We start from the raw sequence: 18,090 nt of genomic DNA on the forward strand, positions 1-18,090 counted from the left end.
TCCTCCTTTTCGCCCTGAGCAGGCGGCAGCCTGTGCTGCCCCCTCCTTCACTGCTGAAATGCATATACATTTCCTAAGTCTAGCAGCTTCGTCAGTTCATCCAGCGCGTCGCGTCCCTCACGCAGCAATTGCGGGTCGACCAGATCGGCCTGGGTCAGGCGATCGCGGTAATGACGGTCAACCCAGTTATTCAGCGTGCTGAAGAGCCGATCGTTCATCAGCACCGCCGGATTCACTGCCTGCTGCTCCTGTGGTGTCAGCACCACCCGCAAACGCAGGCAGGCTGGACCACCCCCGTTATACATGCTTTCGCGCAGATCAAACACCTTCAGGGCTTTGAGTGGCGTGTCAGCCTCAACCTGTTCACACAGGTAGCGCCAGACACCCGCATGCTGACGTGACTCCTCCGGCAGCACCAGCATCATGGTGCCGTCGGGACGGCTCAGCAACTGACTGTTAAACAGATAGGTCTCTACCGCATCTTTCACTGACACCCGATTTTCCGGCACTTCCAGCGCAACAAAACCGGGAACGCGCGACCGAAGCTGCGCCAGCAGTTCAGGCTGATTAACAAAGGCGTGCTGGTGACAGAAGAGCATCTGCTGGTTACTCACCGCAATCACATCGTTATGGAACACGCCCTGATCGATCACCGCAGGATTCTGCTGCGCATACAGCACGCTTTCCGGTGAGAGCTGATGCAGACGGGCGACCGCCTCGCTGGCTTCCCGGGTCTGACGTGCCGGATAACGCTGCGGGGTTTTGCCCTCATGGCTGCTGTCGCGGCCATAGACAAACAGCTGCACGCCGCGCTCACCATAAGCGCCGCCCAGCCGGTTATGGTTCGCCGCACCTTCATCGCCAAACATCGCCACCTGCGGCAAAGCATCATGCACCGCAAAATGGCGATCGTCGCGGAAGATGGAACGCAGCAGCCAGGCCGTTTCCGGCACTTCTATCGCACGGTGGAATTTGTTGTTAAGGTTCGCCACCGTCAGGTGAACCCGGCCATCAAGGCTGTCCGCTGACGGCGAGACCGTGGCAGCATTGGCGACCCACATCGCCGAGGCTGAACTGACGGCGGAGAGTAATCCCGGCGCAGTTTTGCCGGCCGCAGCCAGCACCTGCTCATCGCTGCCACCAAAGCCGAGCTGGCGCAGCGCCGCAATATTGGGCCGCTCATGCGGCGGGATCACCCCCTGAACGTAGCCCATATCGGCCAGCGCTTTCATCTTGAGCAACCCCTGCTTTGCCGCCAGACGGGGATTCGACGGCTGCATCTGATTGCGGGTCGAGGCTTCGTTGCCAAACGATAGCCCGGCATAGTGGTGTGTTAACCCCACCAGCCCATCAAAGTTGGCCTCGGTTGCCTTCATGACGTCGTCTCCTGGGTGGAGAAATCGAGGCCCGGCGACAGCGTGGCGGGCAGCGTCAGGTCAGGCGTCTCCAGCGAGGCCATTGGCCAGGCGCAGTAATCCGCCGCATACCAGGCGCTGGCGCGATGGTTGCCCGAGGCACCAATGCCGCCAAACGGTGCGGTACTGGCTGCGCCGGTCAGCGGTTTGTTCCAGTTGACGATACCGGCACGCGCTTCAAGCAGCAACTGATCAAACTGCTGGCGTGAAGGCGAGATCAATCCGCACGACAGGCCATAACGGGTCTGGTTCGCCAGCGCTATCGCCTCTTCAAATGTCTCATAGCGGACTATGCCTAACAGCGGACCAAAGACCTCTTCATCCGGAATGCCCTGCACGCCGGTTAAATCGATAATACCTGGCGTCAGGATGGCACTGTGGCGATCCGGCCAGCGCATTGCCAGCAGCACCTCGCCGCCCGCCTCAACCCGCCGTTGCCACTCACCCATAATCTTCTCTGCTGCGCCGGTGGAGATCACGCTGCCCATAAACGGCTGCGGTTCAGTATTCCAGGCGGCGGGTTGCAGTCGCCCCGCCACCTCCACCAGCCTCTGCAGAAACGCATCCCCTGCATCGCCGCGTTTGACCAGCAGACGCCGCGCGCAGGTGCAGCGCTGACCGGCGGTTATAAAGGCTGACTGCAACGTGATGTTGACAGCCGCATCAGTGTCCGCCGGATCTTCAACAATCAGGGCATTGTTACCGCCCATCTCCAGCGCCAGCATCTTTTCAGGCTGACCGGCAAACTGGCGATGCAGCTGATAGCCGGTATGGGCGCTGCCGGTAAACAGCAGGCCATCAATCTGCTGACAGTTGGCCAGCGCCTGACCAGTCTCACGTCCGCCCTGTAACAGTGCCAGCACGCCGGCAGGCAGGCCCGCAGCCAGCCAGAGCTCAACGGTTTTTTCGGCGGTCAGCGGCGTCAGTTCGCTGGGTTTAAATACCACACAGTTGCCCGCCAGCAGCGCCGGAACAATATGGCCGTTTGGCAGATGTCCCGGGAAGTTATAGGGACCAAACACGGCCAGCACCCCATGCGGGCGGTGGCGCAGGGAGCTTTCGCCTTCATGCTGTTCACCGGTGCGGCTATGGTATGCCTTCACCGAAAAGCCGATTTTGTTGATCATCGCGCCCACTTCGGTCAGCGCTTCCCAGCGCGGCTTGCCGGTTTCACGGGCGATGGTTTCCGCCAGCGCCGTTTTATGCGCCTCAAGCCCGGCGGCAAATTTCTCAACGATCGCCTGCCGTTCCGCCAGCGGGCGTCTGGCCCAGGCTGGAAATGCGTCGCGCGCCGCCTCACAGGCTGCGGTGACCTGAGCGGCTGAGGCCGCGTGGCCCTGCCATAACGTCTCGCCGCTGACCGGATCCGCTTTCGTCAGAATCTCAGCGTCACCGTCCAGCCATTGTCCATTTATCAGATGTGTCATGCTGTTTTCTCCTCTTTGCAGAGCGTCACCACGCGCAGGCTGTCGCCCGGCTGGCAATGGAGCGCCTGCATCTGTTCATCCGTGAGTTGCACGCTGTCGCTGTCAGCCTTTGCCGGAATCAGCGCCACACGGAACTGGCGATAATCGCTATTGGCAACCAGACAGAGCGGGCCATCAGCCGGGTTTTCGCCCCGTTCTGCGCTGCGCAGACGGCTTTTACGCACCGCACGGATATGATCGATATCGCACTCCAGGGTCGGGCCGCCATCAAAAATGTCGACATAATTGAGGTAGCGGAAGCCCTCTGCTTCCAGTACCGCCCGCGCAGGCGCGGTTTGCGGATGGACCTGTCCAATCACCGCCTGCGCTTCCGGTGTCAGGTAGTCGATGTAGAGCGGATGTTTCGGCATCAGTTCAGCGATAAATGATTTCTGTCCGGTGCCACTAAGGAAGTCCGCTTTGCTGAATTCCATAGAGAAGAAGCGGCTGCCAACGCTCTCCCAGAACGGCGAATGGCCCTGCTCATCGCTGACGCCACGCATCTCGGCCACCACCCGGTTGGTGAAGCGTTCACGGAAACTGGCCATAAACAGGAAGCGTGACTTCGACAGCAGATAGCCGTTTTTGCCATCACGGTAATCGGGATCGAGAAACAGCGTGCAGAGCTCACTGCTGCCGGTATGGTCGTTACTCAGCGACAGGGTAGGCAGCGCGGCATAAACATTCAGCTCTTTTGAGGCGTGCACCTGGGTACCGACGCGAAAGTTGTACCAGGGATCCTGCAGACCCACCGCCACCTCAATGGCGCAGATACCGACGGCGCGGTTATCTTCACTGTCGGCCAGCACAAAGACATAGCCCTGTTCGGCACGTGGCAGGGAATCCTCCCAGGTCTGCAGCGATCGATCGATACGCGCCTGAAGCGTCGCGCTATCAACCGGCAACGAGGTCAGCCCGCCACCGGTTTTGCCCGCCAGCGCCATCAGCTGGCTTAAGTCATCGCGTTCAACCGGACGGATTACCATCATGATGTTGACCCTCGCACCAGGCTTTCACACACTTCGGCAAAGCGGGCCATGCCCAGCTTCACTTCCTGCTCGCTGATATTCAGCGCCGGGGCAAAACGCACCACATTGGCACCCGCAATCAGCACCATGACGCCCATTTCCGCGGCGGCAAGGTTGATCGCTTTGGCTTTACCAGCAAAATCGTCGCTGAGCACCGCGCCAATCAGCAGGCCAAGACCGCGCACTTCTTTGAACAGGTGCAGACGCTGGTTGATCTCATCCAGTGCCGCCACAATCCACTGGTGACGTTCTGTTACACCCGCCATCAGTTCAGGCTGATTGATCAGCTCCATGACTTTACCTGCCACTGCGCCCGCCAGCGGATTGCCGCCATAGGTGGTGCCGTGGGTGCCAACGCCCATCACCAGCGCCAGATCTTCGCGCGTCAGCATCGCACCAATCGGGAAGCCGCCGCCCAGCGCTTTGGCGCTGGTGAGCACATCCGGCGTGACGCCATAATGCATGTAGGCATAAAGCGAACCGGTACGGCCAACGCCACTCTGCACTTCATCAAAAATCAGCAAAGCCTGATGCTTATCACAGAGCTCACGCAATCCACGCAGAAACGCCGGATCGGCAGGCAGCACGCCACCTTCACCCTGAATCGGTTCAACAATGACTGCGCAGGTATGGTCATTAATCAGTTCAGCCGCCGCCGCCAGATCGTTAAACGGGGCATGCTGGATCTCTGGCGGCAGCGGCGCAAAATCTTTTGAGTAAGCGGGCTGACCACCGGCTGTTACCGTAAACAGGGTGCGGCCATGAAATGCATTCTTAAACGCCACGATGCCACTTTTATGCGGACCCACACGATCATGTGCCACCTTGCGCGCCAGTTTCAGCGCCGCTTCGTTCGCCTCCGCCCCGGAGTTACAGAAGAACACCCGGTCAGCGAAGGTGGCATCGATCAACTGCTTCGCCAGCCGCAGGATCGGTTCGTTGGTGTAGCCATTACCGGTATGCCATAAACGTGCGGCCTGTTCCTGCAGCGCCTGTTGTAATGCCGGATGCGCATGCCCTAACGCATTGACGGCGATGCCACCGGCGAAGTCGATATAATCTTTGCCGTTTTGATCCCAGACGGTGGAGCCTTCCGCGCGAACCGGTATAAAAGTCGCAGGCGCATAAACCGGCATCATCCATTGATCGAAATCGTGACGTGAAACGTGCAGTGCCATAACCCACTCTCCTGCTTTACTTTACCAGCCGGGTAAAGCTTATGTTTTAAAATTGTTAAAAGATGTTGTAGTGCAGCCCTACTGTAGAGTGCAGTTAACGTGCCAGCCAGAGAATTAATGCATAAAATGGTCTTCACGACGTAATATCAATGAGTTAGATGCTGACAATATTCACTTAATTTGCATATATAGTGAATAGTTGTCTGATTGCAGCGCCAGAACCGGGTTTTAAACAGCAGAATTATGCATTCACGGGATGAAATATCGCTTTTGTGATCGCTGATAAATTATCTCTCCAGAAAAGCCCCTCCACTGCCCTGTTTTAGCGCAGTTTGCCTCGCGCTGGTGCAGCGATTACGCGGGGAACTCGCCCGGAAATGTCAGAACACCCTGGCTTTATTTAACAAAAGTTTTTCATTTCCCCCTGCAGACACATTAATCCGCGTATCTTTCCAGGCTATTTTATAAACAGGCTGATCAATATTTAATCAGCAACTCTGACTATTATTCCGGAGGTGATTATCGGGCCAGAAAGAATATTCTATAAAGATGAACAAATATTAATACACAGACTAATGGTTAGGATAAAAGCCTTATAAGGCTATTCTTAGCGGATAATCACCCATAATTAAATCAGGGGTTATATTGATTTAAAAATGTACAAAAAAAACCATTCAAGACCACTATATATAAACATAAACCATTGATAAATAAAGATATAAAATCAGATAACTCATGATTACTTATTAGAAGAAAATCTTATTACTTTACAATTTAATCTTCTGTTCCTCGCTGTTATCCATCAGCTGAATATAGACATCACATTTTGTTACTTTTATTGCACTTTGTAGTTTTACCTTTTTGTGTCATTTTCTTTTCACCCCATACCAGGGGAATAATAATTAATGAATACAGGGTAATAATTAAATGATGAAGCGCACTTTACTGGCGGCTGTCATGCCGTTACTGATCGGTCTCTCCTCCGCGCAGGCCGCAGAAGTTTATAACAAGGATGGCAATAAGCTGGATCTGGTCGGCAAGATTAACGTGTCACACCTCTTTTCTGACGATAACAACAACGATGGTGATACCTCCTCTTATGCCCGCTTTGGCTTTAAAGGCGAGACAAAGATTACTGACCAGCTTACCGGCTACGGTTTCTGGCAGTATCAGTACAGTCTGCATAACTCCGAGGGCAGTGATGCCCAGGCCACCAATCGTACCCGTCTGGGCTATGCTGGCCTGAAGTTTGGCGAGGCGGGTTCGCTGGATTACGGACGTAACTACGGCCTGGTCTATGACGTGCTGAGTTATACCGATATGCTGCCGTTCTTCGGCGGCGACTCCGGTTATACCGACGCCTTTCTCTCTGGCCGCTCAACCGGTGTGCTGACCTGGCGTAACAGCAATTTCTTTGGTCTGGTCGACGGCTTAAACCTTGCCGCGCAGTATCAGGGCAAAAACGATCGCAGCAGTAACATTGACGGCGTGCGTCGTTCCAACGGCGACGGCTTCGCCCTCTCCGCTTCCTATGACTTCGATTTCGGCCTGAGCTTTGCCGGCGCGTTTGCCAGCCTGGATCGCACCACGGCGCAGAATGCTGCCGCACGCGGAGAAGGCGAAAAAGCCCAGCACTGGGCGACCTCGGTGAAATATGATGCGAACCAGGTCTATCTGGCTGCCATGTACGGTGAAACGCTGAACGCCACGCCAATTACTGGCGGTTTCGCTAACAAAGCGCAGAACTTTGAAGCCGTGGCGCAGTATCAGTTCCTGAACGGCTTCCGTCCGTCCGTGGGTTACGTCTCATCCAAAGGCAAGGAAATTGAGAATATCGGCGATGCCGACATCATTAAATACACCGCCGTGGGTGCCACTTACTACTTCAACAAGAACATGTCGGTCTATGGTGAATACCGCATCAACCTGTTGAAAGATAACAATCCGCTTCGCCTGCCGACCGACGACATCACAGCCCTCGGTCTGATTTACCAGTTCTGATGTGACAGCGGGCCCGGCTCTGACCGCCGGGCCCGTTTTTTGTTTTAAACACGACCACAGAGAGTGTTACGCGCTTTCAGCCCAGCGACCTGACTAAGCTAACGGCCATCGCCTCTTCCTGCATCAATTCCTCCACGTTAGCGGACGCCAGCAACGTGGTGGCCTGCCCGGCAGGAACCGGACGGCTGAAGAGATATCCCTGACCGTAATCACAGCCGCGCTTTCTCAGCCACCTCAGCGTGGCGACATCCTCAATGCCCTCTGCAGTAATGATCACATTAAGCCCCTGACAGAGTGCCAGCAGCGTTTCCACCACTTTTCGCTGCTCAGATCCGGTCACGATTCCGGCGATAAACGTCTGGTCAATTTTGATTTTGGTAATACCCAGCCCCAGCAAAACCGACAGGTTGGAGTAGCCGGTGCCAAAATCATCCAGCACCACTCCGATACCGGCCTCTTTCAGCAGACGGATCGCCTGGCGGGCATCGTCAGAAATGGCCATGACATTCTGTTCGGTGATTTCAAGTTCCAGCATTACCGGCCCGGCATGCTGCATAATGCTGGACAAACAGCTGGTCAGCGACGGTCTCAGCAACTGCTCCGGGGTAATGTTCAGCGACAGGCAGAGCCCGGCTGGCCATGCCCGGGTTGCACTGACAGCATCCTGCAGCAGCGCCACGGTCATGCTGTCCATCAACCCCAGCCGCTCCACCACTGGCAGAAACTCTGCAGGTGAAACCGTCTGACCGGACGCAGTGATCCAGCGCGCCAGTATCTCAAAGCCGGTAATGTTACCGGTGCGCAGTGAAACCAGCGGCTGCAGAAAGGGAACGATGGCGTGACCGCTTACAGCGGCAACAACCTCCTGCTCCAGCCTTTCCCGCTGGCGAAAGCGCAGCTCCATGTCCGGGGAGAATCGAGCCAGACAGGCGCACTTATCCTGCTTGGCCTCGTACAACGCCAGATCCGCCGCCCGCACGACATCAGCCTGACCCGTGCAGGCTGAGCTGGCAATGCCTGCTGAAAGGCTGAGGAAGGTGTGCGGACCGGTCCGGATGGATGCCGCATGCTGGCAGAAGCTTTCGGCGGCGGCCAGTGCCTGCTCTGCCTGTGAAGCCTGGGCAACAATGGCAAATTCATCCCCGCCGATGCGAAACACCTGACTCCCGGTACCCGCCGAGGTGGTCAACAGATTGGCCAGCGCGACCAGCGTGGCGTCGCCCTGACGATGACCGTTCAGGTCATTGATATTCTTAAAGTCATTGATGTCGAGCAGCGTCAGGGTGTAGGGCGTCCCGTCGGCATCAAGCGCAGCAATGTGTGCAGTGAACGATCGGCGGTTCATGACTCCCGTCAGCGCATCAGTTCCGGCCAGCCTGAGCGCATTTTTTTCCGCACGCAGCGTGTTGCGGATCAGACCCGCGATAAGCAGCGCCGGAATAATCATTGCCAGTCCGGCAAACGAGGTGGAGGTCAGGATAAACCGCAGCCGCTCGCTGGTTTCAAAATCGGGATAATAGCTCAGGCCCAGCAGGCTGGAGATCCACGCCTCGAGCCCGAATTCCCACAGCGTGGAGAGTAAAATGATGGTCGCAATATTCAGCATTGCGAGCCAGAAAAGTTTCAGGCGCATGCGTTAGTTCCCGGTGATGGAAAGTGTCAGAGTTTTGTTTTAATTTTCAGTAAAAAACCGGGGCGTACTTCTCATACAATGTCTGCTAAGCTGCCGACAATTATCACCCCTCCGCTATTTTTACTCATCGCATTCGCACGTTCTCACCCGCCTTACGGCAGTGAGGCAGACGTTCTGTGGAGCCCGATGCGTGTCGGTTACGTCATCAATGTCGAATAGTGTTCTATCGGCAGCAGCAGCCAGATTAACAGGCCCGTCCGGTTAAATTTGTGCACTCCGGTGTTTTTGACGGGTTATGACGCTGGCGTATCGCGCGGCTGCACCGCGCGAAAAGGCGCACACTCGCAAGGCGATAAAAAGCGATTTATCAGGATATTGGCCGGAATTTCGTTATCACTCCCATTACGATTTTTGCGGCATAACGGGGTGGGTATACGTGCAATTTTTAATTTCGTTAAATTAAATAGCGGACAATTTAGTTAAACGTAACTCTCCAGAAGTGCTCTCGCCTGCCGATACCGGTTTACCCAATGAACTCTTTCGGAACGAGAGATGAAAATTTCAACGCGCCTTAGCACAGGTTTTGGCTTGCTTATTCTGCTGTTTATTATCTGTACCGGCACCGCGATTCACGCGCTGGATAGCGCTCGCGATGGTATGGATGAGGTGGTTAATGTCCGTTTGAAAAAGTACCAGACGGTGCTGGATATGCGCGGTGGCGTGCGGGATATGGCAATCGCGGTGCGTAACCTTGCTCTGCTGACCGATCCTGTTGCTATGAAGCCAGAATGGGAACGTCTGCAAAAACAGCGCGCGCTTTATATCAGCAACCGCGAAGCACTCTCAGGCATGATGCAGACCGACCCCGGACAGGCAGGACGGGAGGCGATGAGCAGAATCGAGTCCACTGAAGAGGCCGCCCTCTCCACGCTGATGACCGCCGGAAAACTGGGGATGGAAAATCGTCAGCAGGAGGTCACCGACTATCTGTTAAAGGTGGCGCGTCCGGCTCAGCAGAGCCTGCTGAAGGCGATAAACGATCTGACCGAGCTTGAGATGCGCAGCAGCCGGGATGCGGTAGTGGATAACGGCATCGCTATCGCCCGCACCACCTGGATACTGATCATCCTGGCGGTGCTCTCCGTGCTGGCTGCCGTCGTCACCTGCGCGTTTATTGTGCGGATACTGATGCGCCAGCTGGGCGGCGAACCGGTGCAGGCTCAGACGCTGGCTGCTGCGATTGCCGCCGGTGATCTCACCTCGCCGGTCACGCTGCGACGTGGCGACAGCACCAGCCTGCTTGCGTCGCTCAGCGGCATGCAGACCAACCTGCGCGAACTGGTTACGCAGATCAAAGGGGCATCCGCCTCGGTGGCGCTGGCGGCCGATGAGATTTCGCAGGGCAATACCGAGCTTTCATCCCGTACCGAGCAGCAGGCTGCTGCGCTGCAGGAAACGGCCGCCAGCATGGAGCAGCTCACCGCCACGGTAAAAAGCAACGCCGCGGGCGCGCAGCAGACTGCCGGTTCAGCGCGCGAGGCCGCCACCCTGGCCCAGGCGGGCGAAGCAGATGTCCAGCGCCTGTCAGAAACCATGCATGACATTTCGCTGAGTGCCGTTCGGGTACGCGATATTACGTCGGTGATTGAAGGCATCGCTTTCCAGACCAATATTCTGGCGCTCAACGCCGCCGTAGAAGCCGCGCGCGCGGGTGAAGAGGGCCGCGGATTTGCCGTGGTTGCGGGTGAAGTCCGCTCACTGGCCCAGCGCAGCGCCACCGCAGCACGCGACATTAAGCAGCTGATTGAGCAGGCCGTGACGCAGGTCGAGGATGGCGTAACCGTAGCGGCCGGAACGGGTGAGCGCATCCTGAAGATTGTCAGCCGCGTCGGTGAACTGGCCGATGCTATGGACAACCTCTCCCTCTCCTCCGGTGAACAGATGCAGGGCATCTCCCAGGTCAGTATTGCGGTGAGTCAGATGGATGGCGTCACGCAGAATAACGCCGCGCTGGTGGAAGAGTCCTCTTCTGCATCGCAGTCACTGCTGGCCCAGGCGCGCGACCTGCGCGGCATGGTAGAGACCTTCACCGTATAAGCCGTATCGGCGGGCGGCTTCAGCCTGGGTTAAATGCTGAAATTGTCCTGCCGATCTTAGCTGCGTTGCACCCGGCGCACGTTGTGCGCAAGGGTTGCGACCGGTTATGTTGACTTCAATTTAATTTGACTCAATACTGTGCCGACTTTCAATCGGTGGCGCAGCTAAAGGCTTTTTCTCCCGCTGCGATAGCGCTTAAAAGTCTGGTGTCTTACACCAGAAAGAGATGCTGCCGAAATCAACATCTCCCCGAGATACTATTCGCGAGACTTCACGGCTGACCAACAGCCTGGGGTCTGGCTGTCCCACCCCGGACTCAGAATGAGTAAAGATATGAATGACGAACCCGCGGGGATCTCCGATACGCCTCCCGCCAGTGCAGCGCCTGAAACCATCGACCAGTTTCTCTGCTTTGCGCTCTATTCCGCCTCACTTGCCATGACAAAGCTCTATCAGTCGCGGTTAAAACCGCTGGGTCTGACCTATCCGCAATATCTGGTGCTGCTGGTGCTGTGGGAAAAAGATCGCCTGACCGTCTCTGATATTGGTGCACGCGTCCGGCTTGATTCCGGCACGCTCAGCCAGCTTCTGAAGCGGCTTGAAAGCGCGGGCATTATCTGCCGCCAGCGTGACACAGGCAATGATGAGCGCCGGGTGCTGATCTCTCTGACAGAACAGGGCCACCAGCTTAAAGTCGCGGCGGCTGACGTCCCGGCTGATATGATCTCGGTGATGGATACCGCCTGTAGTGAACTTGGTGAGCTGACAACCCAGGTGGCAACGCTGCGTGAAAAGCTGCTTAAGGCCCTGCCATGATGCTGGCTTATAAAAAACCTGTGACCAGGCTGATAAAGCTGAATCGCCTGAGTGTTGCCTCTTCAGGTGCTATTCAACAGAACGGTTGCGCTGGAGTTTCTATTGAGTACCGATAAACCGGCAGATATGGCTGACGTCCATGCCGTTGTAGGGCAGGCCGTGTCGAGCCTGCTGAAGTCAGGCAAGACGGCAGGCTTACAGGACATAATTGCATTCCTGCAGCATCAGCAGGCACGGTCGGTAAACGGTCAGCGAGAAGTCTATGCCAGAGCGGTGCGTATTGTGATGAGCATGGTTAACTGATAACCGGGCCGCTGCGCTAAACGGCGGCGCTGCCCGCGCCTTCTTAATATCAATACCCTGCCCGCAGCGCAGCGTCGTTCCTGCTTTCACCCAGTGGTTCCCGCTCTCATTTCAGGATCAATCGTGATGTCACTCTGCCGCGCCTTCGTCAACCCGACAACTTATCTCTGCCAGTAACCGCTGTCGGGCCTGCAGACGTTAACAACAGCGTCTGCACACCACCACCGCTATTCACTCCCCCCTATCCTTTCTGTGCAGTAAAGCATCCCAACTAAAGTGTGGTGCCGCCGGGTGCCATCAAATCATAACGATCGTTCTGCGGGGCCTCGTCCACGGTCATCGGTGGCTGAATTTTCAGGGTGATCCAGTTAGAGGTCACACGCTGCTGCTTGCTGTCCTCCAGCGTTACCGACAGGCGATATTCGTTGCTGGCGTCTGGCGACGGATCCCACTGCGGTAAGATCACACTCCAGCCCTGCGGATCGGCGTTATTGGCCGGAGGTGTCAGGCTCAGCGCCTGCGTATCACCCTGCCAGCTTACCGCCTTGATAGCATTGCTGGCGCGCACCTGCAGCTTCAGCGGCAGACTCTCGCCACTGCTTAACTGCCAGGGCGGGGTTGCCAGAAACACGGACAGCGTTTTGCGCTGACGGAAAGCGAGCACCGGCGTATCACTGCGGGTGACGGTATCGTAACGGCTGCCGCGCAGGGAGTGCGCCTCAGCGACGTTAGCGGCATCGAGCTGACGTCGTAGCGCCACGCCAAAGCGATAGTTGAGTTTCAGCCCCAGCTGATCCTGACTCTCACCGGCGCTGCTGGTTTTATGGGTAGCGGACAGCGTCACCAGCGGCACGGGAGTGTAAGAGAGGCCAAACGACATGGCGGAGGGATTGTGATAGCGGTTGCCGCTGTTAAACAGATCGACATTCTCACCCAGATATTGCTGATAGCTCACCGAAACGCCCAGCTGACGATAAAAGGGCAGATAGCTCTGGCTGGTAATATCGTAGCCGCGCGCCATGCGCTGCTGCTGCGAATCGCCCAGATTTTTCCAGCCGGAAAGCGGCTGATAGTAGTTGGCCGAGAAGCGCATTGAATCGCTCCACGCTTCCGTGCCCACAGAGGCGCGTTGCAGGCCGCTGCTGAACACGCGGTCAACAAAGCCGTTGTAACCCAGCAGCCAGTCACCGGCATCCCAGCGTTGCCCCAGTCCCGCATTGCCAACCAGGCCATCGCCGGTATCGTGCAGACCAAGCTGGCTGAAGGTGAGCCGGCTGTTTTCGTCGGCCAGTGCGCTGAAGAGATCGCCGCCGGTGCCGGTAAAGTTTCCGTTCATGTCGACTTTCAGATCCAGCTGCGCGGTGCCGTAAGGGGAAAGCAGTGACTGCCCTTCGCTCTCAACCCGATCGGCCACTTCATCGCGCAGATGATTGAACGCCCAGACGCCCGCCTGCTGACCAAACGTGACATTGCTGTCGCTGTTGTTACTCGCTTCACCGATACTTTTGGCCACGGCCGCCAGCTTTTTGCTCCACTCTTCATCCTGATCGCTGGCACCGCCGAGCGTCGGCAGCGACTGACTGTAGCGCGCAGGATCGTCGAATGGCGTCTCTGACACCGCTGTTTCAGTCTGGAAGGCGCGGGCGCTCTGCGTGGCAGTCAGCGACAGCGCAATCAAAGAGAGAACCCCTGTTTTCCGTATCATGTCACCCGGCACATTGATTAGTTTGTAGCTGCAATTAAACAAAAATCATCAGCTATTACCTTAACATATTGTGACGGCGATGCAGGACAGCAGCGGCGAATTGTGCATATAACAGAAAAGTCCGGGTCAGAAAAAGGCCTGCGTTTACAGCAGGCCTGCGATCTGTCACCGCATCAGGAGAAGATCAACCCGCCATCCACATTGATGGTCTGCCCGGTGATGTAGCGCGCATCCTCTGATGCCAGAAACGCCACCAGTCCGGCGACATCTTCCGGCTGACCGGCACGCTTCAGCGGAATGTTTTTCACCCACTCCGCCATCAGCTCCCCTTTACCGTAGGTTTTGTCCTCGCTGCTGAGGATCTCGCCCCAGACGCGATCGTTGTAATCCCACATCTCACTCTCAATGATGCCAGGACAAAAAGCGTTAACCGTAATGTTCCACGGCGCCAGCTCCAGCGCCAGACTCTGGGTAATGCCTATCACCCCCATTTTGCTGGCGGCGTAGTGCGGTGTGTAGATAAAGCCCTGTCGTCCCTGCCCCGATGAAGTGTTGATCAGGCTGCCACTGCGCTGCTGCACCATATATTTCGCCGCTTCACGACAGCAAAGCCAGACGCCGGTGGTGTTAACCGCCAGAATCCGCTCAAAGTCACTTTTCGGCATGGTGTCGAAGCGATCAATGGTGATCACGCCCGCATTCTGTATCGAGACGTCTATCTGACCAAAGCGTTCAAAGGCCTGCTGATAGAGCTGCTGCACCGCAGCTTCATCCGTGATATCGACCTGCAGCGCCAGAATCTCACTGCCATACTGCTGCTGAAGCTGTTCGGCTGTAGCGAACACCCGGTCAGCATTCGACACCATCACCAGCCTGGCTCCGTCGCGGGCGAAACGCGCCGCGATCCCGGCCCCGATGCCACGACAGGCACCGGTTATCACCACTGTTTTTCCACGTTGTTCGCGGCTCATAATCGCTCCTGTTAACTGTGACGAACATCAGTAAGGGGGGCTGCCTGCTGCTTTTTTTCATGGCGACGCAGCAGCACCACTTTGCTTTGCAGACGTTGCTGGAACTGGTCGATGACTACCGCAGTCACAATCACCAGACCTTTAATTACCATCTGCCAGAAATCGCTGACGCCCATCATCACCATGCCATCCGCCAGGAAGACGATAACGAAAGCGCCAATAATCGAGCCGGAAACCCGGCCACGTCCACCTGCCAGCGCCGTGCCGCCCAGCACGGTGGCACCAATCGCATCCATCTCAAACATGTTGCCGGTCATCGGGTGAGCAGTCTGCAACTGAGAGGCCACCACCAGCCCGACAAGCCCCGCGCAGAGGCCGGAAAAGGCGTAGACAAAGACTTTCACCTTGATAATCGGCACGCCCGCCAGTCGCGCGGCGGACTCATTGCCGCCAATGGCGTAGATGTAACGACCCAGCGGGGTTTTGCGCGTCAGGTAGAGGCCGAGCAGTAAAAAGCCGAGCATCAGCCAGATTGGCAGATAAACGCCCAGTACGGTGCCGGAGCCGAGCAGCGAAAAGCCGGTGTTGCCCAGCGCGGGCACTCCCACCAGGTTAGCGTAGGTGCCGCCGTCGTTGAACAGCAACGCCGCACCGCGCGCCACATACATCATGCCCAGGGTGCAGATAAAGGGTGCGACGCCCAGTCGGGTGATCACCGTGCCGTTAATCAACCCCACCAGCACGCCAAAGATGGCCACCACCAGAATCACTTCAGGCACGTTGAGAAACAGCGTATTGCCGCCCCACAACGGGATGCCATTGGTGAGCAGTGCGCCCGCCACCATACCGCAGATCCCGGCGACCGCGCCCACCGAGAGATCGATACCGCCGGTCAGGATCACCAGCGTCATACCAATGGCCAGCAGGCCGGTAATCGCCACGTGCTGCGTCATGATCAGCAGGTTAGAGGGGGTAAGAAAGTTCGGCACCATCACGCTGAAAAAGCCGACCACAATCAGCAACGCAATAAAGGTGCGGGCCTTGAGCAGGTACATATAGAGCAGATATTTTTGGTTCATGAAATTCTCCGGCCAGCTTAGAGCCTGGCCCGCCAGGCGTAATGGTTTCAGGCAGTCTGGACACGGACAGCGCGGAACAACCGGCACGTACACGCAGTACGTCAGGATTACTCGCTGTGCTCGCCCCTTCAGGGCCGCCCTGACGGGCGTTCAGGTTGCTAAAGCAGCCTGTGTGACCACTGCCCAGGTTCAGACGGACAAATAAAATAGCCTGATGGGTCAGGCTCTTAATCCTGCGGGGTTGATGCCGCAATCAGATGTTCTCGCGTCGCCGCTGCGCGCGGCAGATCGGCAGTAATCCGGCCATCGGCCATCACTAAAATGCGGTCCGCCAGCGCCATCACCTCATCCAGTTCAGACGAGGAGAACATCACTGCCAGCCCCTGCTGTGCCAGATTGCCAATCAGGTGATAGACGTCGGTTTTGGCACCCACGTCGATACCGCGCGTTGGCTCATCCAGCAGCACCACCTGCGGCCCGGTCATCAGCGCTTTACCCAGCACCACCTTCTGCTGATTACCGCCGCTCAGCGCCGTAACCGGCAGGTCGGGATCGCTGACTTTAATCGCCAGATGGCCGATCATCTCACTGACCCGCTGCTGCTCCCTGGCAGGATTTAACAGCCCCAGCGCACGTCGAAAACCGCGCAGGCTGAAGTCAGAGAGCGTCATGTTGGCGGTGACCGACATCAGTTCAATCACCCCTTCGCCTTTGCGATCTTCGGGCACCAGCGCTATGCCACTTTTCAGCCGCTGCTGGAAGCTGCGTTTCGCCAGATCCCTGCCCGCTAAACGTACCCGGCCCGACTGACAGGGCATCAGGCCAATCAGCCCCTTGAACAGCTCGGTGCGTCCGGCACCCAGCAGACCATAAATGCCGATCACCTCGCCTTTGCGCAGCGTAAAACTGACGTCATTCAGCTTGTAACCGCCGTTCTGATGCAGCGCAGTCAGGCCCTCTACCTCCAGCACCGTTTCCCCCTGTGGCGCAGGCTGATAGTCGAACTGCTTTTTCTTGTCACCCACCATCTGGGCGATAATCCACGGCACGCTGGCGTCCCGTACCTCGCGCTCACTGATAAAACGGCCATCGCGGAAAATGGTGATGTGATCGCCAATCTCCATCAGCTCTTCCAGCCGGTGAGAGATGTAGATAATGGTGACCCCACGCCGCTTAAGCTGATCGATGACGTTAAACAGCACTTTCACTTCAGACTGGCTCAGGGCGCTGGTCGGTTCATCCATGATCAGCACCCGGGTATCCTTCGACAGCGCCCGGGCAATCTCCACCAGCTGCTGATGACCAATACCCAACTCACCCAGCGGCGCGTAAGGATCGACATCCAGCTGCAGCCGCTCCAGCAGCGACTTTGCCAGCGCGTACTGATACTTTTCATTGATCACCCCGCGCTGGAAATACTCATTGGCGATAAAGATGTTGTCCATCACGTTCATGTTGGGAAACAGATTCAGCTCCTGAAAAATGATGCTGATCCCCTGCTTCTCCGCCTGATGCGTGGAGTTCAGAGACACCACCTTGCCATCCAGCAGAATCTCGCCCGACGACGGCGTCTCTACACCCGCCAGCATCTTCATCATGGTGGACTTACCGGCGCCGTTCTCACCGATCAGCACGTTAACTTTATTGCGGTAGACCCGATAACTGACCTGATCGAGCGCGGTCACGCCGGGATAAAGACGCGACACGTTGCGCGTTTCGATAATCACGTCGCCGGACTGTTGCGGTTGAGGATTTTGCATCTGCCGCTCCTTATTGCCGGGTGATCGCAGCCGGAGTGATATCCGGCAGCTGCTGCGGAATGTCCCAGCTGCTGAACACGCCGGAAACCCTCACTTTATCGCCCACCTTCGGCGCAAACTGCTGCATCAGAGTGGAGGCGTGCTGGTTAATCGCCTTGCCGTAATCACCAAACAGCACCTGGTCATTGAAGTCCTGATAGCTCACGCCTTTGTAGACATCCCGCAAAGCGGTGCCACGAATGATTGGCCCCACCTGAATTGTGACGCTGTCACCTGATTCATCTTTCACGGTCATCTTCCCGCTGCGTGACGTGGTATTTACGGCGGTCACCTCGCCGCTAACCGAGACGCTGAAGACACAGGGATTCTCAGCCTGACTGCGATAGCCGTAGCTCTGACAGGCACTGTCGAAGTCTTTAGCAGACTGCAGCGACTTCATCAGCGTCGCCAGCGGTTTAGCCTCTGCCTGAACCTGCGGCACCAGTTTCTGCTGCCAGAGCTGGTCGATGTTCGCCATTTTCGGATTGGGGGGATTTTTCAGGGCAGCCAGCTCCTGCTGCGACACAATTTTGCAGCCGCTTAACAGCAAGACCACCAGCGTCAGCCAGACTCTTCGGGACATCATCTTCTCCCTGGCG

Annotated in this window: 14 protein-coding genes; 4 read left to right on the forward strand and 10 right to left on the reverse strand. The window is 56.9% G+C overall.

The window, feature by feature from the left end; all coding sequences use genetic code 11:
• Positions 1 to 47: 47 nt before the first annotated feature.
• The 4 genes from astB to LC417_RS04715 are packed head-to-tail and all read right to left on the reverse strand — an operon-like array spanning position 48 to position 5,087.
• The gene (gene astB, locus LC417_RS04700; RefSeq protein WP_223565541.1) at positions 48 to 1,376 is read right to left on the reverse strand and encodes an N-succinylarginine dihydrolase; all 1,329 of its coding nucleotides are present in this window, start codon (positions 1,374 to 1,376) and stop codon (positions 48 to 50) included.
• Positions 1,373 to 2,842 carry a succinylglutamate-semialdehyde dehydrogenase gene (astD, locus tag LC417_RS04705; RefSeq protein WP_061901494.1) on the reverse strand — a complete coding sequence of 490 codons (1,470 nt, stop codon included), beginning with the start codon at positions 2,840 to 2,842 and terminating at the stop codon, positions 1,373 to 1,375. Before astD ends, astB begins: the two co-directional genes overlap by 4 nt.
• Positions 2,839 to 3,870: an arginine N-succinyltransferase gene (gene astA, locus LC417_RS04710; RefSeq protein ID WP_033757454.1), complete on the reverse strand. Its 1,032-nt coding sequence runs from the start codon at positions 3,868 to 3,870 to the stop codon at positions 2,839 to 2,841. Before astA ends, astD begins: the two co-directional genes overlap by 4 nt.
• Positions 3,867 to 5,087, reverse strand: a complete 1,221-nt coding sequence (locus LC417_RS04715) for an aspartate aminotransferase family protein (protein WP_010245746.1) — start codon at positions 5,085 to 5,087, stop codon at positions 3,867 to 3,869. Before LC417_RS04715 ends, astA begins: the two co-directional genes overlap by 4 nt.
• Positions 5,088 to 6,014: 927 nt before the next feature.
• On the opposite strand from LC417_RS04715, the gene LC417_RS04720 reads away from it, so the two are divergent.
• Positions 6,015 to 7,088, forward strand: a complete 1,074-nt coding sequence (locus LC417_RS04720; RefSeq protein WP_010245750.1) for a porin — start codon at positions 6,015 to 6,017, stop codon at positions 7,086 to 7,088.
• 76 nt (positions 7,089 to 7,164) lie between these two features.
• On the opposite strand, the gene LC417_RS04725 is transcribed toward LC417_RS04720, so the two are convergent.
• On the reverse strand, positions 7,165 to 8,721 hold the full coding sequence (locus LC417_RS04725) for a bifunctional diguanylate cyclase/phosphodiesterase (protein WP_223565542.1): 1,557 nt from the start codon (positions 8,719 to 8,721) through the stop codon (positions 7,165 to 7,167).
• Positions 8,722 to 9,273: 552 nt separating this feature from the next.
• On the opposite strand from LC417_RS04725, the gene LC417_RS04730 reads away from it, so the two are divergent.
• From LC417_RS04730 to LC417_RS04740, 3 genes are all read left to right on the forward strand, one after another.
• Positions 9,274 to 10,818 carry a methyl-accepting chemotaxis protein gene (locus tag LC417_RS04730; protein ID WP_223565543.1) on the forward strand — a complete coding sequence of 515 codons (1,545 nt, stop codon included), beginning with the start codon at positions 9,274 to 9,276 and terminating at the stop codon, positions 10,816 to 10,818.
• A 321-nt stretch (positions 10,819 to 11,139) separates the two neighbouring features.
• Positions 11,140 to 11,634, forward strand: a complete 495-nt coding sequence (locus tag LC417_RS04735; protein WP_062757513.1) for a MarR family winged helix-turn-helix transcriptional regulator — start codon at positions 11,140 to 11,142, stop codon at positions 11,632 to 11,634.
• Between the two features lie 102 nt (positions 11,635 to 11,736).
• On the forward strand, positions 11,737 to 11,937 hold the full coding sequence (locus LC417_RS04740; RefSeq protein WP_194709459.1) for a hypothetical protein: 201 nt from the start codon (positions 11,737 to 11,739) through the stop codon (positions 11,935 to 11,937).
• 271 nt (positions 11,938 to 12,208) lie between these two features.
• On the opposite strand, the gene LC417_RS04745 is transcribed toward LC417_RS04740, so the two are convergent.
• From LC417_RS04745 to LC417_RS04765, 5 genes are all read right to left on the reverse strand, one after another.
• Positions 12,209 to 13,642 (reverse strand): YchO/YchP family invasin, encoded by a 1,434-nt coding sequence (locus LC417_RS04745; protein WP_223565544.1) that lies wholly within the window; start codon positions 13,640 to 13,642, stop codon positions 12,209 to 12,211.
• Between the two features lie 173 nt (positions 13,643 to 13,815).
• A complete protein-coding gene (locus LC417_RS04750) occupies positions 13,816 to 14,613 on the reverse strand; it encodes an SDR family oxidoreductase (protein WP_223565545.1) in 798 nt (265 codons plus the stop codon).
• Between the two features lie 11 nt (positions 14,614 to 14,624).
• Positions 14,625 to 15,692: an ABC transporter permease gene (locus LC417_RS04755; RefSeq protein ID WP_010245772.1), complete on the reverse strand. Its 1,068-nt coding sequence runs from the start codon at positions 15,690 to 15,692 to the stop codon at positions 14,625 to 14,627.
• Between the two features lie 227 nt (positions 15,693 to 15,919).
• A complete protein-coding gene (locus LC417_RS04760; RefSeq protein WP_137241389.1) occupies positions 15,920 to 17,452 on the reverse strand; it encodes a sugar ABC transporter ATP-binding protein in 1,533 nt (510 codons plus the stop codon).
• Positions 17,453 to 17,462: 10 nt separating this feature from the next.
• Positions 17,463 to 18,074: a DUF2291 family protein gene (locus LC417_RS04765; RefSeq protein WP_010245779.1), complete on the reverse strand. Its 612-nt coding sequence runs from the start codon at positions 18,072 to 18,074 to the stop codon at positions 17,463 to 17,465.
• Positions 18,075 to 18,090: the final 16 nt, after the last annotated feature.

It is taken from the genome of Pantoea sp. OVA07A, from assembly GCF_019969975.1.
Lineage (GTDB): Bacteria > Pseudomonadota > Gammaproteobacteria > Enterobacterales > Enterobacteriaceae > Pantoea > Pantoea agglomerans.